The organism is Methylophilus sp. 14 (assembly GCF_015354345.1).
In the GTDB taxonomy this organism is placed as follows: Bacteria; Pseudomonadota; Gammaproteobacteria; order Burkholderiales; family Methylophilaceae; genus Methylophilus.
The window spans coordinates 928,609-945,005 of the sequence record NZ_JADKYS010000001.1 but is presented as its reverse complement, the minus strand read 5'-3'; the positions used below and the strand labels follow the sequence as shown (position 1 = coordinate 945,005).

Genomic DNA, 16,397 nt, shown 5'->3' with positions numbered 1-16,397 from the left:
CGCATGATTGCAATGTTGTTTTAGAAAATCTGACCGACTAATGCAAATCAGCTGATGCACACCAGCTTAATCGGCACTATTTATCAGAGAACGCCTTGCGATAGCTCGCAGGTGAAAATTTGAATGCCAATAAAGTGATGGCAAATACCGTGACAAACACGCCTACCCAAGCCAGTGACAAACTCGTAAACTCCCGTTTTACCCAGCCTGCTAAAAACGGCATCAGGCTCGCAATCATATAGCCACCACCTTGCACAAAGGCCGCCAGGTCACCGGCAAATGCGGGCCGTTCCAGATGATCCATCGCTAAAATTAAAGATAACGGAAACAACGCCCCCACGCCCAGGCCGAGTAATACTATCGCAGCCAATGCCAGACTAACGGGTGACATAATCATGATGGCTAACCCCAATAGCGTGCAACCCAACGCCACTAACAATAAAGGCCGGCGATCTGGATATTTGCCCACCACACTGGCCACCATCATCCCCGCAATCACTTCTGTCAGCGTCAGTCCGGCTAGCAAGTCGCCCGCCAACTGTCGGCTCTGGCCCAATTCAATATAAAACGGCGGCAACCAGGCCAGAATCAGCGTATAAACGCCCGTGCTTAGGCCAAAAAACAACATCAGTGACCAAGCCCTGCGATAGCGCCAGAAATGCATAGGCGCTTGCTGGCGAGCGGGTGCATCTGTAGGCACAAGCGCCATTGTTGCGCCTTTCCAGCCAATCAAAGCCAGCAAGGCAGGCAATGCCCATACAGCCAGTGTGTATTGCCAACCCAGTGACTCATTAAGTCTGGCGGCACTCGCAGCAGCAACTGCGGCACCGCCCATAATCGCCGTGGCATAAAATCCCATCACCCGCCCAGTGTTTGCGCCAAACTGCCCTTTTATAAAACCCGGCAGCAGTGCCTGCACCAAAGCAATGCCCAGCCCAACTACCGCAGCACTAGCCAGCAAACCGATAGACGAGCCCCAGCATGCACGGCTGATACAGGCCAGCATAATCAACGTAATGCCTAAGTTAACGCCGCGCACCTCGCCCAGCGCCTTGCGTAAAAACCTCCCCAATAAAGCAAACACCCCCATCAAGAAAACCGGCAACGTGGTCAACAAGCCAGCCCCGGTTGCATCCAATCCAGTTGCCTGCTCAATTAAATCCAGCAACGGCCCAAGCGCAGCCATCGCTGGACGCAAATTAATTGCCACCAACAGAATTGCCACCGTCAGCCACAAGCGCCCTACATTCATCACACACGTCTCCACCAGTTAGGTTAATATAAGAGTTATCTTAACTTCAAGATAGTTTCAGAGTATGGTTAATTTATCTTGAAGTCAAGACAAAATCAGGAGCACACATGACAAGAAAAAACGACGCGGTCGATGACATCATGGACCAATGGCGCCGCGAGCGGCCAGACCTCGACCCAAGCCCGATGGGGCTGATAGGCCGACTAGCACGCTGCGAAATGCTGATCAGGCGCAAGCTAGACCAAACCTTTGAGCAGTTCGGCATGAGCAGTTGGGAGTTTGATGTGCTTGCCACCTTAAGACGCGCAGGCCACCCCTACTGCCTGGCACCCACAGCACTGTATTCATCACTCATGGTCACCTCAGGCACCATGACACATCGACTACAACGCCTGGAAAAAATTGGGTTGGTAGAACGGGTGAAAAGCGATGCAGATATGCGTAGTATGCCTGTGCAACTCACAGAAGCAGGATTGAACTTGATTAATCAGGCCGTGGAAGCACATATTGCCAATGAACAAGCCATACTCGACTTACTACCGGCTGAGGCACGCAAGCAATTAGAAGAACATTTGGTGACGTTTTTATCCGTGCTGGAGGCGCCAATTGATGTGCCAACAACATAACTGCTTTAAAGCAGCAGAGATTGACCACACTCACATTTTTGTGTAAAAATACACAAAAATGCACTTAACAAGGGCACTTTAATGGACTCCAAATCGTTACTGCAAATGCTGCACGAAGATGGTTGGCAAATCGTCAGAACAAAAGGCAGTCATCACCATTTAAAGCACCCAAGCAAACCTGGCCTGGTTACAGTACCGCACCCCAAAAAGGACTTACCGCTAGGCACCGTGCGTAGTATTTTGAAACAAGCAGGCTTAAAGTAACCGAAAGGAAATAGCATGTTATTCCCTATCGCCATTCACAAAGACCCCAACTCCAGTTATGGCGTTACAGTGCCAGACGTCCCTGGTTGCTTCTCTTTTGGAGACACCGTAGACGAAGCCTTAAGAAACGCCAAAGAAGCCATTATCGGACATATCGAAACTCTTTTAGAACTGGGTGAATCAGTTGATATTAAGGTCAGCGAAATTGAAACGCTGAAAACTCAGCCAGCGTTTAAAGAGGCGGCCTGGGGATTTGTCGATGTGGATTTAACCGAATTGGATGCAAAACCAGAGCGCGTGAATATCAGCCTGCCTAAGTTCGTACTTAATCGTATTGACCATTATGTTGCCAGCAATCACGAAACACGGAGTGGTTTTCTAGCAAGAGCGGCGTTATCGGCGTTGGCGCATGATAAATAGGCTGGCAACCCTTTTAGAATCAATCAAGTCTCTGTTAACCCCAAAACATCGAGAGCTTTAACTTTTATCTGACCATAAATATGTTAAAACCTTACAATACCGCCTTGCAAAAGAGATTGGCGTTTCACAAGCGCGTATTGCAGAAATTATTGCCGGTAAACGCGCGATTACCGTTGATACAAGCTTACGTTTATCCAAGTACTTTGGATTAAACGATGCCTTTTGGACTGGCTTACAAATGGATTATGAAACAGCCACTCAAAAGGAACAGATGGCAGAGACACTGATTAAAATAAAACCCTTAGAACAAAAAGCGGCTTAGAAAGCTTTATTTTACTCTGAGCCTATGCAACTTTTACTGTATTGACTACATATGCAAACAGTACCTGCATCAATACTCCTTGAAATCTCAAAAGACTTTATTGATCATCAGAACAGACGAGAAAAAAGTTGGTATTGGTACTCCGAAGAAGATCAGAGAGGAGCAATTCCATTTGCGGTAGAAAGTTTGTATCGTGGGCAAAATAAACGCTACACGCCTATGTTACCTTCTATTGCTAGGGGAATGACCTCTCAAAATACAGGTGAATTATGGAAGTATGCTATTTCAGATCAAGCCAAAATTGTACTTAGACTTGCTCAATCATGGTGGTTTTCCAAAGAACTCGATCACCATCCAATTACCTCACATGCTGCCAATCAAAAACTAGAGCTTGATCGAATTGCACTAGCACAGCACTATGGAATACCCACGGGATATCTCGATCTTACAGATGATTTCAATGTAAGCGCATTTTTTGCTACTTGCTACGAAACCAAAAGCGGCTGGCAACCAATGACTTCAGGATCCGGAATCATCTATCGAGTCAACCCAATAAATCTTAATAACTATTTCCCCCTAGGTCCCCAAGCTTTGCCAAGACCAACCGAACAGTGTGCCTGGGTGACTGAGCTCCCATTCTGCCACGCTTTTGATGGCTGGACAGATGTCAAGATGATGCAATTTAATCATCAAAAACATATCGGTGAATACTTTCTTGAGATGTTTTCTGGAGGTGAAAAATTGTTTCCACCTGACCCACTAGCTGACGTTGCTTCGGAAATTATTGCTTGTCGAGAGATTCCTGCCGACCTGATTGAGAAAGCATTGGAGTCATTCGCAAAAGACCCACATGGAATTCGGATAAGACATTTAAAAACAATACGTAAAGAACTGACGAAGATAACGACATTAAACAGCTATAGAAGATTACTGACGGATGAGAAGGTATCTTCACTTCTTGCAGATGCTGAATGGCATTTAAAAATGCTGCAACCTGTCACAGCCAGAGCTCGCGCTATTCGTAGAGTACCAATCCAATAGAAGACAATAATTTCTAACCTCTTGTGATTTATGGCTACATCACCATATAAGTTGAAACACTTAGTATCACCAACATTCATCCGCGTTAAAATACCCTCCACTCTCGTTTAATCAGAAATACTATGGACAACCGCATCCCCGTCACGCTGCTCACTGGTTTTTTGGGCAGCGGCAAAACTACCCTGCTTAACAAACTGCTGCATAACCCGGCGATGAAAGACACCGCCGTGATCATTAACGAACTCGGTGAGGCAGGCCTGGACCAGATTTTTGCCAATAGCCAAATTTCGCAAACCATTGAGAGCGAGCATATTGCTGACAACACAGTATTGTTGAGTTCTGGCTGCTTGTGTTGCTCGCTCAAAAACGAGCTGGCGGACACCATGCGCGATTTATTTTTTAAGCGCAGTTTGCAAGCCGTGCCGCAGTTTAACCGTCTGGTGATTGAAACCACAGGCATGGCTGACCCTGGCCCGATTTTGGCTAACCTGATGAATGAGCCGGTGATTGAGTCGGTTTATCGTTTAGACGCCGTGGTGGTGACGATAGATGCGGCATATGGTTTGCAGCAGATTGAGCAGCAGAAAGAAGCGCTCAAACAAGCCGCAGTGGCGGATGTGTTGCTGATTACCAAGCGTGACACCGCGACACCTGAGCAGATTGCAGCCTTGCAGGCGAAGCTGACTGAGATTAACCCGAATGCGACGCAAGAGTTTGTGTCGCATGGCGAGATAGACCCGATGCAGATTATTGACGTTGGGTTGTTTGACTTTGCTAACAAGCAGGCCAACCCGCAGCGCTGGTTGCGTGCGCCTGCGAGTGGGTTTAGTGCTGCGAAAAAAGGCACTTTGCCTAAAGCGCCTGCGCATGACGATGTGAATACGTTTACGGTGTATTTGCCTAAGCCAATGGCGTGGGCTGACTTTAAAGGCGTGATTCTCAAGCTATGCCAAACCCACGGTGAAAAGTTGCTGCGTTTAAAAGGCATTTTGCACGTGGAAGATGCGCCTGCGCCGCTGGCGATACACGCGGTGCACTTTACGCCCTACCCGCCTACGCTGCTCGAAGGTTGGGACGAAGAAGAGCCCATTAGCCGCATTGTGATTATCGGCAAGGGGATTGATGAGGAAGCTGTACGCACAATGCTGACGCAGTTTTAAAAAATAAATACTGCGCGGGCGAATTGTTGCGTTGCGCGGTACTCGAAATCCTCATGTACTAAATGTACATTGACTTCGGCCACTACGTTTAACATCGCTGCGCGAGTTAGCCTTCGTCGCAACACTGCGTTAGTTGTCCGGTTTCTGTGTTCCGGGCGCCTTGCACTTCATCCCGCTCGAATATTTATTTGAGTTCGGTATAGGCAATAAAAGTTGTATTAAATAGGAATTGATATGGGCCATTATTTAGAAAAATTGTTAGAAGGTTGGATTTTTAGAAGCCGCTGGTTGATGGCGCCGATGTATCTCGGCCTGGTGGGTGGCTTGTTTATTTTGCTGGTGAAGTTTGGCCAGGAGTTTTTTCACATCGTCTCGCACTTAGCCTCGTTCTCTGAGCAGGAAACCGTGCTTTCATTGCTGGCGCTGGTAGACATCACCCTGGTGGGCAACTTGCTGATTATGGTGATTTTCAGTGGTTATGAAAACTTTGTGTCGCGTATTGATACCGCCGACAGCGAAGACCGCCCGGAGTGGATGGGTAAAGTCGATTACTCTGGCCTGAAACTCAAACTGATTGGTTCTATCGTGGCGATTTCTGCCATCGACCTGCTGAAAGCGTTTGTGCACCAAAGCTCCGGCACCGCTTCTTTCACCACCGAGCAAATGGCGTGGCTGGTGGGCATTCATCTGACCTTTATCATCACCGGCGTGCTATTTGCCTGGATGGACAAAATTGCCGGGCACGGCAGCAGCGACCATTAGCAGATTCAAGCTGTGACAAAAACCCGCCTGGTGCGGGTTTTTTGTTGTCTTCAGCAGAGATTAAATCTTGCAAAGAGCCTGCTTCGCGTGGAACCTGTTAGCTATCGCGATAATCTTATCAGCTACGTACTTGGGATGAGATGACGGGGTGATTTAATATGAAAATACCAGTATTTACTTTTATGATTTTTTTGCTGCCTTCGCTGTATCAACAATCACATGCCGATGAGCACACGGCGATGCCGGATTGCCACAACATACCAGCGAATTACAGCATCAGTTATTTGGATGAAAATTCAGATGGCGTGATTTCGTTGCAGGAGTATTTGCAAGGGGATACGACGCACCAGAAAAAAACCTTTGAGCACATGGATGCTAATCAGGACGGTGTGCTGGATACGGCAGAACAAAAGGAAATTGAGCAGGTGTATAAATTGCTACATGAACAGCCTGCGACCCGTAGCCACAAAACTTAAACCAACCAAAAAGCCCCATCACTGGGGCTTTTTTTAGTTGCAGCCACCACGCAAAGGTGGCTGCAAAAGACTGATTAAAGCTGTACCCGGCTACCTAACTCAATAACGCTATTGGCTGGGATATTAAAGTACTCCACGGCGCTGCTGGCATTGCGTGACATGACTGAAAACAGCTGGTCACGCCAGCGCGGCATGGCACCCCCGACGTCTGGCACAATAATATCGCGACTCAAAAAGTAGGAGTTGGTAAACGGATCCAGTTTTTCGCCATCCAGATTGAGTTGCAGCAAGGCTTGCGGAATATCGGCATGCTGCATAAAGCCATAACGCAACTGCACTTGCCAGAAACCATCGGCCAGGCGTTTGGCAGTCACGCGCTCAGCGGTATTCATAAAGGGCACGTCTTCAAACGACACATTCACAAACAGGTTACGCTGATGCAGCACCTGGTTATGCTTGAGATTATGCATCAAGGCCTGCGGTACGGTGTCCAGATTAGACACCATATACACCGCCGTTCTCTGCACGTGCGGCAATGTGCTGCTGGCTAGCGTAGCGAGCAATGGTTCCAACTTGGGGTCGTTCTCGGCAATGCCGTTCAGTAAGGTATAACGGCCCTTTTTCCAGGTAGTCATCAGCACAATAAGCAACACACTGAGCGCGATGGGAAACCAGCCGCCTTGCATAAATTTCATGGAGGCCGAGCTCAGCAATACGGCGTCCACCGTGCCTAAAGTAGCGGTCAACACCCAGACCAACCAGGCCGGAAACTGCCAGCGATGACGCATCACCACAAACAGCAAGATCGTCGTAATAAGCATGGTGCCAGTGACGGCAATACCATACGCTGAGGCCAGCGCTGACGAACTTTGAAAAGCCAGACAGACGATAATCACAGCCAGCAACAGCGCCCAATTCACTGCTGGGATGTAAATCTGGCCGGACTCACTGGCCGAGGTATGAATGATGCGCATGCGTGGCAAAAAGCCTAATTGAATCGCCTGCCGCGTCATGGAAAAGGCGCCGGAAATCACCGCTTGCGAGGCAATAATGGTGGCCAATGTCGCAAGGATCACGGCAGGAATCAGCAATGGTTGCGGGAAAGACAGGTAGAACGGATTGCTGACCGCCTCAGGGTGTTGCAGCAACAAGGCGCCCTGCCCCAGGTAATTTAAAGCCAGACAGGGAAACACCAGTCCCAGCCAGGCGAGTTGTATGGCCGGGCGGCCAAAATGGCCCATGTCAGCATACAAAGCCTCAGCCCCTGTCACTGCCAGCAAGATGGCACCAATGGCGATAAACACACCGGCACCACGCGCTTGCAAAAACTGCCAGGCATGTTGCGGATGCAGCGCCTGTAATACTTCTGGCGCTTGCGCAATTTGATGCACGCCGATGGTCGCCAGCGCCAGGAACCAGACAATGACGATAGGGCCAAAGAAACGGCCGACGGCATGCGTGCCATGGCGTTGAAACCAGAACAGGCCGATGAGGATAGCGATGGTAATCGGCAACACTTGCGCCGCCAGTGCGGGCGAAGCGACTTGCAAGCCCTCTACCGCAGACAGCACCGAAATGGCGGGCGTAAGCACACTATCGCCATAAAACAAAGCGGCGCCGAGCACACCTAATAGTAGCAACCCACTGGCGCGCTTATCTTGCGGGCGCAAACTGGAGACCGCCAGCGCCAGCAAGGCCATGACTCCGCCTTCGCCTTTGTTGTTCGCACGTAGCACCAGCAGCACATATTTAAATGTCACTACAAACATCAGCAGCCAGAAAATACACGAGATCGCGCCCAGGATATTGGCCTGGTTAAGCGGCACGCCCGTGCTCTCGCTAAAAATCACTTGTATGGTATACAGCGGGCTGGTGCCTATATCACCGTACACCACGCCTATTGCCCCTAACGCCAGTGCTGCCAAACTGCTTTTTCGTATGGAAAGATTGTCCATCACATCCCCTTGTGGTTGATTGATGGAGGCAGTGTGCGACTAACGGTATATCAATCGCATAAACAACGTTTTAAGGACTAGGCAAGGCGGTAACCGATACCCAGCTCGGTGAGCAAGGTTTGCGGCGTGGCGGGCTGATCTTCCAGCTTGGCGCGTAAACGGCCAATGTGGATACGCAGGTAATGCGTGTCGTCGATATAATCCGGCCCCCACACCTGCGCCAGCAACTGGCTATGGGTAAAAATAGTGCCGGGCTTGCTGGCCAGCAACATGAGCAAAGCGTGCTCAATCGGGCTTAAATGCAAGGGTTCGCCATGTTTGGTCACCATGCCGCTGGCGCGGTTAATGACTAATGCCTGATGTTGATAAACGTGGTCGCGCATCTGCATAATGGCAGTGCGCCGCAAAGCCACCTGCACCCTGGCCAGCAGTTCCTGCAAACCAAATGGTTTCATCAGGTAATCATCAGCGCCCAGATTCAGGCAATGCACTTTATCCAGCTCATCCTGGCGCGCCGACAATACCAGGATAGGCACATCGGAATAACTGCGCAGATGCGGGATAAACTGCTCGCCCTGCCCGTCCGGCAAGCCTAAATCGAGAATCACCATGGCAAAACCAGTGGCCTCGCGCGCCTGCGCCAGGTCACGCGCATGTTGCACGCGGTAGCCGTGCGCCGACAACGCGGGTAATAAAAACTGATATACGCCGGGGTCGTCTTCTACCAATAATAGGGTCGCCTGCTCGCTCATGTATCGGCCTTGATTAAGTCTGCGGCATAAACAAAGGGAAACAGCAGGCGCACCTCGGTGCGCTGGTCGGCACTGGTGCCTATCTCTACTTGCCCGCCATGTAGTTGCATCACAGTATCCACAATGGATAACCCCAGCCCAAAACCACGCGTGCCTGCAGCAGCAGGCTTGGCTGACTCAAACGCAGAGATCACAAAACCTGGTGGGAAGCCAGGCCCCTGATTACGCACAGACAATGCCAACGAAGAGGATGCAATATGCATGTCGATTTCAATGGCGGTGCCCGGCTCACGCCATTGCAAGGCGTTATCAATCAGGTTGGCCAGCGCATGCGCCACCAATACCGCATCGGCTTTAAACAGGACTTCTTGCGCTGCATCCAACTCCGGAAAAGTGATCTTCAACGGCACCGCAGGTGTACGTTGTAAATAACGCTGTGCAACATGCTGCATGATTTCTTGTGGCGACTCCCAGTCCAGATGCAAACTGCTGGCGCCCGCCTCCAGCTTCACCAGGGTCAGGATATTCTCTGTGGCCTGTGTCAGATAGCTGGCTTCGGCTTGTATGCTTTGCAATAACTGTGCGGACTGCGCTGGCGCCAGCGCAATCTGTGTATCTGCCAGCACATTGACTGCGCCGAGGATGGCGGTGAGCGGTGTACGCATATCGTGTGATAACGCGGTGAGCAGTGTCTTTTTGAAATTGGCTTCACTGGCATCGCGTGCGGCCTCAGCCAGGGCGATTTGTTGGCGTAGCTTTATCGCCGCCTGTGCAATTTGATGCGTCAGCAGACGTAAAAAATGCAGGTCAGGCGTGGCATGGCGAGCAACCACCAGCACTTCACGTTGTGGAAAGCCAAACGGCAGCAGGCAAATATCCAGTTCAGGCCAGTCTGCAGTGCCCGCCCCGATGGCGCGCTGATAATCCAGCGCCCATTGCACACTGGAGGCTTCCAGTGCGGGTATCGGCACCCCCGCCAAACAGCTTAATGCACCGGTATCGGACAGTTGCACTACGCTCACCTGCCAACCGAACACGTCCTGCACATGCTGGCAGGCAGCCTGCAACAAGTCCTCCACACTGGCTTGCATGGCCAGCAACTCGGCCAATGACTGGAAAAAACGTGACTGTAACGCTGATTGTTGCGCCTGCTGCCGCTGCTGCTTGAGTTGCTGCATGGCACGGCTCACCATCAAGGCCAGCGCAGCAAACACCGATAACATCAGCCAGGATTGCAGGCTGGCGATCCAAAAGGTATAACGCGGCTCGATAAAAAAGTAATTGATGAGTAAAACAGCGACGATCGCTGTCAGCAAGGCGTGAGAGAAACGCAGGAAATAAGCCGCCCACAGCACACACAACAGGTAAAGCAGCGTAATGACAGCCACACCCAGTGCAGCAAAATAATGCACGCCCATGCCTGAAACCAAGGCCAGGCTAGCCATCAGGACTAAATAACTTTGCCAAGGTGGCCGTTTCGTCAACAGCGGATGATCGAAGTCGCCTGGCATCATCGTTGCGCGCTGGCTAGCGCCCGTACACATCCAGGTTTTTATAATTGGGCCCGAAGAATTCCTTCATTAAGAAGTCTTCAAGGAACGCATTGTCTGCAGGCCGTGCAGACAGTGATACCGTGCGCCCCAAGCGGTTGGATATCCAGTCAAAATCACCGTTGTAATGCTCGCGGATAATCGCAATCATACGGCGCATCATCACCAGGCGAATATCCTCGCCATTACGTGCTTCAACATCGAAATACTGCGTATTGGCCGAGGTGTAGTCATTGACCCAGCCTTTAAAGCTGAAGGTGGCAGTAAACGGGTCCATGCGCCGAATCTGGAACAAACCGTTAGTGCCAAACTTAAGGTTGTTCATGATGTTTTTGGTGCGGCGCTCGTCTTCTGACGGGCCACGCTCAGCGGCAGCGGCGGCATCGTTGATCTGCTTGGCAGCCATTTCATCTGAGTTACGATCCGACTGCCTACGCTTGATAAAGTTGGAAAAATCTTCCACCGGTGGCGGTGGCATAGGCGGTGTTGGCTCAGGCCGGTTTTGCGGCTTAGGCTCGGGCAATTTAAACGGGCTATCTGGCCGTTGCGATTGAATGACCTTTTTCGGTAGTTTTGGCTCAGCTTTAGGTTGTGGCTTCGGCCTAGGTTGCGGCTGAGGGGGTGGCTCCGGCGGCATTTCTGGCGGTGGAGACACTTTAGGCGTTTTCGGCGCAGGTACGCCGAGATCCAGCACAATATTCAACGGCTCTTGCGCGGGCTCTTCGAGCGGCTTGAGCAAGTCGAGTAAAAATCCCCAGAACAGAATCGCATGAAACAGTAGCGATAGCAGTACCGCCCACATCAGGCGTGCCGGGATATGCAACACGCGGTCGCGTTGCTTGGGCTTTAGCCAGTTTGGCGTACTAAAGGGTTCAAAAGGAGAAGGCTGCATCAACAGAATTAATCACAAATGAGCGGATGTTACGCATCACGATTGTATTTCTAGCCAGAGTTTTTCAAGACGTTTGATTGAGACAGGATAAGGGGTTCTTAATTCCTGCGCAAATAATGATACACGCAACTCTTGCAACTGCCACGTAAAGTCTTGTAACGGGTTGGTTACAGGTAGATGCGCCTTACGCAACTGCTCTACCTTTTGTTGCCAACGCTGCTCGAGCTGCGCCAGCGCTTGTGCATGGCGGCCATCACGCTCTATGCTGGTTGGATATTTATCGATGCGCATTTTAATCGCCTTGAGGTATCGCGGCAGATGCGGTAATTGCTCCCATGGCGTCTGGCTGAAAAAACCGTGATAAAGCATGCCTTGCAATTGCTGCTCACATTCCCGTTTGATTTTTTGCGTCACCGGTGTCATTTTTTGCAACTGTGTCGCCAGCGTTTGATACTCATTGGCAATCAGTTGTGCCTGTCGCGTCAAGGCCTCGGTGACGGCAGGCAAGCGCGTGCGGGCGCGTGCCTTGAGCTGCATAAAAGCCGCATTGGTACGTGGCAACTCATCCTCGGCAATAAACGCACGGTCGGCAATGGCTTGCAGCATGTCTTCGCGCAGTTGATCCGGGTTCATGATGGCGCGCAATAACAAGGCATACTGGTTAAAGCCAGGCAAGCCTTTTTCGAGCTGCTTGATTTGCTCTTTGAGCTCAAAACGCATTAATCGACACACGCCTTTGCGGTGCGAAGCGGCCGCAACTTCTGCCGTATCAAACAGTTTGATAGCGACGCTATCACCATTGTCTTCAAGCCCCGGGTAACCTGTGAGTTGGCGGCCATCTTTGCTAAACGTCAGCGTTTCTGGCAAATCGCCAAAATCCCATTGTTTGAGGCCAGACTTCTCAATGCCCGGTGATCCGGTTCTAAAGGTCAACTGGGCAGCCGAGCCAAGTTGCTTCTTGAGCAGGTGCCAGTCACGGCCCATGCCCAATTCGCGACCTTTTTCATCGACTACACTAAAATTCATGAGGTGATGCGGGTCCAGGCCTGCCAGGTCGAATTCTTCTGGATTTAATTTCAGGCCGGTTTTGTGCTTAATAAACTCAGCCAACATCAAAATCATCCCGTCATTCCCGCGCAGGCGGGAATCCAGGCCAGCATCCACGTGATCACCTTGACTGGATTCCCGCCTGCGCGGGAATGACGAGCCAGGTTGTTGTTCCGCCCACTCAAGAAAACCCGTCACAAACTCCGGCACTGGCACACAGACGCGGCGCAAAGTTTTAGGCAAGGCTTTAATCAGCGCGGTCACCTTGTCACGCACCATGCCAGGCACCAGCCACTCGGTTACCGTGGCATCCAACTGGTTCAGCAAAGCTAACGGAATCGTCGCCGTCACGCCATCCAGCACATGACCAGGCTCGAAACGGTATTTGAGCGGCACTGTCTCGCCATCGATGGTCATTTGCTCAGGAAACTGTACCTCGGTAATGGCGCTGGCACCGTGACGCATCAGCGACTCGCGCGTCAGATGCAGCACTTTCGGATTGATTCTTTCTGCATCCTGGCGCCATTTTTCAAACGCGGCGCCATTATAAATGCGGTAAGGCGTTTGCTGACCAGGCTCGGCAATCGGCGGCACCACTTTGTCGTAAAACACAAATAACTGGTATTCATCCACCAACACGTCTTGTCGACGCGCCTTGTGCTCCAAGGCCTCAACTTCCGCGATCAAGCGGCGATTCGCTTCAAAAAATGGCGCGCGCGTATCGAACTCCATATTCGCCAGCGCTTCGCGGATAAAAATCTCGCGTGCTTCGGTCGGGTTGATTGGCCCGTAATGCACACGGCGTTTGGGCACAATGGTCAGACCATACAAACTCACGCGCTCCCAGGCCACCACCTGCGCGGTTTTTCTATCCCAGCGCGGGTCGGTATAGTCGCTTTGCGTCAGGTCACGGCTGCCACCTTCATTGGCAATCGGCTCTATCCAGTCTGGGTCAATTCTTGCAACGACACGCGCATACAACTTGGTGGTATCCACCAGCTCGGCCGCCATCACCCATTTAGGGCGATTTTTTTTCAGGGCTGAGCCCGGCGCGATAGTAAAACGAATGCCGCGCGCGCCAGCATAGGTTTCGCTGTCGCCGTCTTTAAAGCCAATATTACCCAGCAAACCAGACAGCAAAGCCCTATGCACCTGCTCATAACTGGCTTCTTTGTCGCTGCGCTTAAAATCCATCTCCTCGACCATATCCAGCAATTGCGCATGCAACTCGCGCCACTCCTTCAGGCGCAAAAAGGACAGGAAGTTTTGATGGCACTGGTTGAGCAAATCGCGGTTGGATTTCTTGGTTTTTAACGCCTGTTCGTACCACTCCCACAATTTGAGATAACTCATAAAGTCGGAGTCATCCGCCTTGAACTTGGCGTGCGCGCTGTCCGCCGCTTCGCGTTTATCCATGGGCCGCTCGCGCGGGTCCTGCATGCTGAGCACACTGGCGATAATAAGGATTTCGCGCAAACAGCCTTCTTTTTTCGCCGCAATAATCATGCGCGCCACGCGTGGGTCCAGCGGCAAACGGGCCATTTGCCGACCCAATTCGGTGATTTCGCGGCGCTCGGTCACCGCGCCCAACTCTTGCAGCAACTGGTAGCCATCGCTAATCAGGCGTGACGAAGGCGCCTCAATAAACGGGAACTCGGCCACATCGCCCAGTCGCAAATCGGCCATGCGCAAAATCACACTGGCCAGCGAGCTGCGCAAAATTTCAGGATCGGTAAACGCCGGACGCTGGTTAAAATCTTCTTCTGAGTACAAGCGTACGCAAATGCCGTTAGACACCCGGCCACAACGCCCTGCCCGCTGCTTGGCAGCCGCTTGCGAGATTTTTTCAATCTGCAACTGCTCGACCTTGGCGCGCGGGCTGTAGCGATTCACACGCGCCAAGCCTGCATCAATCACATACTTAATGCCTGGCACCGTCAGCGACGTCTCTGCCACGTTAGTCGCCAACACAATGCGGCGCTGGCCGCCTGGGCGGAAAATCTTTTGCTGATCCTCAATGCTCAGCCGGGCAAACAACGGCAAAATCTCAATCGACTTCAGCTTAGGCGAACGGCCCTGATATTTACGTAAATGGTCGGCCGTATCACGGATTTCACGCTCACCAGGCAAGAACACCAGAATATCGCCATCGCCTAAACGCAACAAATCCTCGGCCGTGTCGAGGATGGCGTCTTCCATCACCTCTTCTTCGTCATCTTCTTCCAGCCAGCGTGTTTCGGTACGCGGCGGCTTGCGCTTGATGCCCATGAGGTCCTGCGCAAAACGGTCTATATCGTCCAGACCGTCATCCACCGGCACCTCCACCGCCACCATGGTGGTTTTATTGCCCAGCGGTCGGTAACGAATTTCAACAGGATATGTGCGGCCAGAGACTTCAATCACCGGCGCACCATTGAAATGGTTAGAGAATCGATCCGCATCAATCGTCGCAGAGGTGACGATGATTTTCAAATCCGGCCGCTTGGGTAATAACTGTTTGAGATAGCCCAGCAAAAAGTCGATATTCAGGCTGCGCTCATGCGCCTCATCGATAATGATAGTGTCATAGCCATTGAGAAACTTATCGCTCTGCGTCTCCGCCAGCAAAATGCCATCTGTCATCAGCTTGACATAGCTACTCTCGGACAACTTATCATTAAAGCGCACCTTGTAACCCACCGCTTCACCCAGCGGGCTATTCAACTCCTGCGCAATACGAGAAGCGACTGAGCGCGCCGCAATCCGGCGCGGCTGCGTATGACCAATCAAGCCACTCACACCGCGACCGAGTTCTAAGCAAATTTTAGGCAACTGCGTGGTTTTACCTGAGCCGGTTTCACCACACACAATCACCACCTGATGCTTGGCAATCGCCGCGGCAATCTCGTCTTTCTTGCCACTCACTGGCAATTCCTGCGGATATTCCGGCTTGGGTAATGCCGCCAACCGCGCTTGCAAACGCTGCTGCGAAGCCTGCACTTTATGTGCAATCTCCACCAGGGTTTTATCGACAGGTTTGTTCTGCTTTAACGCCTCTTTAAGCTGCTGCAAGCGACGCTTAAGCGGAAAGCGGTCAGCCAGCATGCACTGGGAAAGTTGTTTTTCGAGCTGGGTGATGAGTTGGATTGGAGAGACGGCGGTCATAGGGTGGAGATTTTAACATGGCAGGCGAAATGACATGCATTCTCAGAGCTTACATATAACTTAAGTTTCTCTTGTTTGATAGGCTGCTTTTTCGCCTTTAGGCGAGTCACTTTCTGGTGCTTGTCCTTAAGACAAGTAACCAAAGAGGACGACACCCAGCCATCACGGCCTTCGGCTCCCTTGCGTTGTTGGCTACGGCCGCTACGCTTAACATCGCTGCGCGAGTTAGCCTACGTCGTAACAGACCTCTACGAAGTCTTAGTTATCAACAAAGTGGGCGTCCATCGAAACTCGCCCTAGCGGCTTGCAAAAGACGCAAGCCACCGCGGAACTCGAACAGACGATGGCCGACTACCCCCACTTCGTCTCCGCTACTCAGCGTGATGGAATGGGATTCTTCTCATTTAAGTAGCAGCGTGAAAGTTGGAACGGTTAAAAAACCAGATTCATTTCTTAAAATCACCAACCGTTGCGCTCAGTAGGTGTTCGGGGTCCCCATCTGCCGCGCCGAGCAACGCAGGGTTGGCGGGAGTACTCGGCCATCGGCTGTCCGAATCCCGCAGCAGCTCACGCTTTGTGTGAGCTGCCAGGTTGAGTTTCGATGGCCGCCCGACAATCTGAGTAGCGCAGGGAACAAGCGGAAGCTGGGGTGTCTTGTTCTTTGCCTTCTTTCTTATGGACAAGCATAAGAAAGAATGGTCGCCAAAAAGGCGAAAAGCAACCTGACAAACAAC

Annotated in this window: 13 protein-coding genes and 1 pseudogene; 8 read left to right on the top strand and 6 right to left on the bottom strand. The window is 51.4% G+C overall.

The window, feature by feature from the left end:
• Positions 1 to 76: 76 nt before the first annotated feature.
• Entirely contained in the window at positions 77 to 1,252 is a 1,176-nt protein-coding gene (locus INP78_RS04760) for an MFS transporter (protein ID WP_194741141.1), read from the bottom strand.
• A gap of 107 nt (positions 1,253 to 1,359) precedes the next feature.
• On the opposite strand from INP78_RS04760, the gene INP78_RS04755 reads away from it, so the two are divergent.
• From INP78_RS04755 to INP78_RS04720, 8 genes and pseudogenes are all read left to right on the top strand, one after another.
• Positions 1,360 to 1,878 carry a MarR family winged helix-turn-helix transcriptional regulator gene (locus tag INP78_RS04755; RefSeq protein ID WP_194740996.1) on the top strand — a complete coding sequence of 173 codons (519 nt, stop codon included), beginning with the start codon at positions 1,360 to 1,362 and terminating at the stop codon, positions 1,876 to 1,878.
• 81 nt (positions 1,879 to 1,959) lie between these two features.
• Positions 1,960 to 2,142 (top strand): type II toxin-antitoxin system HicA family toxin, encoded by a 183-nt coding sequence (locus INP78_RS04750; protein ID WP_194740995.1) that lies wholly within the window; start codon positions 1,960 to 1,962, stop codon positions 2,140 to 2,142.
• A 15-nt stretch (positions 2,143 to 2,157) separates the two neighbouring features.
• Positions 2,158 to 2,562 carry a type II toxin-antitoxin system HicB family antitoxin gene (locus tag INP78_RS04745; RefSeq protein ID WP_194740994.1) on the top strand — a complete coding sequence of 135 codons (405 nt, stop codon included), beginning with the start codon at positions 2,158 to 2,160 and terminating at the stop codon, positions 2,560 to 2,562.
• Positions 2,563 to 2,668: 106 nt separating this feature from the next.
• Positions 2,669 to 2,884, top strand: a pseudogene (locus INP78_RS04740) (HigA family addiction module antitoxin); the annotation flags it as partial.
• Between the two features lie 51 nt (positions 2,885 to 2,935).
• Positions 2,936 to 3,925, top strand: a complete 990-nt coding sequence (locus tag INP78_RS04735; RefSeq protein ID WP_194740993.1) for an FRG domain-containing protein — start codon at positions 2,936 to 2,938, stop codon at positions 3,923 to 3,925.
• Positions 3,926 to 4,047: 122 nt separating this feature from the next.
• Positions 4,048 to 5,085, top strand: coding sequence for a GTP-binding protein (locus INP78_RS04730; RefSeq protein ID WP_194740992.1), 1,038 nt, complete (start codon positions 4,048 to 4,050; stop codon positions 5,083 to 5,085).
• Between the two features lie 234 nt (positions 5,086 to 5,319).
• Positions 5,320 to 5,847, top strand: coding sequence for a TIGR00645 family protein (locus INP78_RS04725; RefSeq protein WP_194740991.1), 528 nt, complete (start codon positions 5,320 to 5,322; stop codon positions 5,845 to 5,847).
• 158 nt (positions 5,848 to 6,005) lie between these two features.
• Complete coding sequence (locus INP78_RS04720) at positions 6,006 to 6,323, top strand: hypothetical protein (RefSeq protein ID WP_194740990.1); 318 nt, start codon at positions 6,006 to 6,008, stop codon at positions 6,321 to 6,323.
• A gap of 74 nt (positions 6,324 to 6,397) precedes the next feature.
• Here INP78_RS04720 and INP78_RS04715 read toward each other — a convergent pair whose 3' ends face one another.
• The 5 genes from INP78_RS04715 to hrpA all read right to left on the bottom strand — a co-directional run bounded on the left by INP78_RS04715 (position 6,398) and on the right by hrpA (position 15,603).
• A complete protein-coding gene (locus INP78_RS04715; RefSeq protein WP_194740989.1) occupies positions 6,398 to 8,278 on the bottom strand; it encodes a potassium transporter Kup in 1,881 nt (626 codons plus the stop codon).
• 77 nt (positions 8,279 to 8,355) lie between these two features.
• Positions 8,356 to 9,030, bottom strand: coding sequence for a winged helix-turn-helix domain-containing protein (locus INP78_RS04710; RefSeq protein ID WP_194740988.1), 675 nt, complete (start codon positions 9,028 to 9,030; stop codon positions 8,356 to 8,358).
• Positions 9,027 to 10,544 carry a DUF4118 domain-containing protein gene (locus INP78_RS04705; RefSeq protein ID WP_228522636.1) on the bottom strand — a complete coding sequence of 506 codons (1,518 nt, stop codon included), beginning with the start codon at positions 10,542 to 10,544 and terminating at the stop codon, positions 9,027 to 9,029. The genes INP78_RS04710 and INP78_RS04705 overlap by 4 nt, the downstream gene beginning before the upstream one ends.
• Positions 10,545 to 10,557: 13 nt before the next feature.
• Entirely contained in the window at positions 10,558 to 11,472 is a 915-nt protein-coding gene (locus INP78_RS04700; protein ID WP_194740987.1) for a hypothetical protein, read from the bottom strand.
• A gap of 36 nt (positions 11,473 to 11,508) precedes the next feature.
• The gene (gene hrpA / locus INP78_RS04695) at positions 11,509 to 15,603 is read right to left on the bottom strand and encodes an ATP-dependent RNA helicase HrpA (RefSeq protein WP_194741139.1); all 4,095 of its coding nucleotides are present in this window, start codon (positions 15,601 to 15,603) and stop codon (positions 11,509 to 11,511) included.
• Positions 15,604 to 16,397: the final 794 nt, after the last annotated feature.

Excerpts from the sequence above, each read along its gene's own strand:
- INP78_RS04715 (WP_194740989.1), bottom strand. The coding sequence starts at position 8,278 with ATGGACAATCTTTCCATACGAAAAAGCAGTTTGGCAGCACTGGCGTTA.
- INP78_RS04735 (WP_194740993.1), top strand. The coding sequence starts at position 2,936 with ATGCAAACAGTACCTGCATCAATACTCCTTGAAATCTCAAAAGACTTT.
- INP78_RS04700 (WP_194740987.1), bottom strand. The coding sequence starts at position 11,472 with ATGCAGCCTTCTCCTTTTGAACCCTTTAGTACGCCAAACTGGCTAAAG.
- INP78_RS04720 (WP_194740990.1), top strand. The coding sequence starts at position 6,006 with ATGAAAATACCAGTATTTACTTTTATGATTTTTTTGCTGCCTTCGCTG.
- INP78_RS04705 (WP_228522636.1), bottom strand. The coding sequence starts at position 10,544 with ATGATGCCAGGCGACTTCGATCATCCGCTGTTGACGAAACGGCCACCT.
- INP78_RS04745 (WP_194740994.1), top strand. The coding sequence starts at position 2,158 with ATGTTATTCCCTATCGCCATTCACAAAGACCCCAACTCCAGTTATGGC.
- INP78_RS04725 (WP_194740991.1), top strand. The coding sequence starts at position 5,320 with ATGGGCCATTATTTAGAAAAATTGTTAGAAGGTTGGATTTTTAGAAGC.
- INP78_RS04755 (WP_194740996.1), top strand. The coding sequence starts at position 1,360 with ATGACAAGAAAAAACGACGCGGTCGATGACATCATGGACCAATGGCGC.
- INP78_RS04710 (WP_194740988.1), bottom strand. The coding sequence starts at position 9,030 with ATGAGCGAGCAGGCGACCCTATTATTGGTAGAAGACGACCCCGGCGTA.
- INP78_RS04750 (WP_194740995.1), top strand. The coding sequence starts at position 1,960 with ATGGACTCCAAATCGTTACTGCAAATGCTGCACGAAGATGGTTGGCAA.
- INP78_RS04760 (WP_194741141.1), bottom strand. The coding sequence starts at position 1,252 with ATGAATGTAGGGCGCTTGTGGCTGACGGTGGCAATTCTGTTGGTGGCA.
- INP78_RS04730 (WP_194740992.1), top strand. The coding sequence starts at position 4,048 with ATGGACAACCGCATCCCCGTCACGCTGCTCACTGGTTTTTTGGGCAGC.
- hrpA (WP_194741139.1), bottom strand. The coding sequence starts at position 15,603 with ATGCTGGCTGACCGCTTTCCGCTTAAGCGTCGCTTGCAGCAGCTTAAA.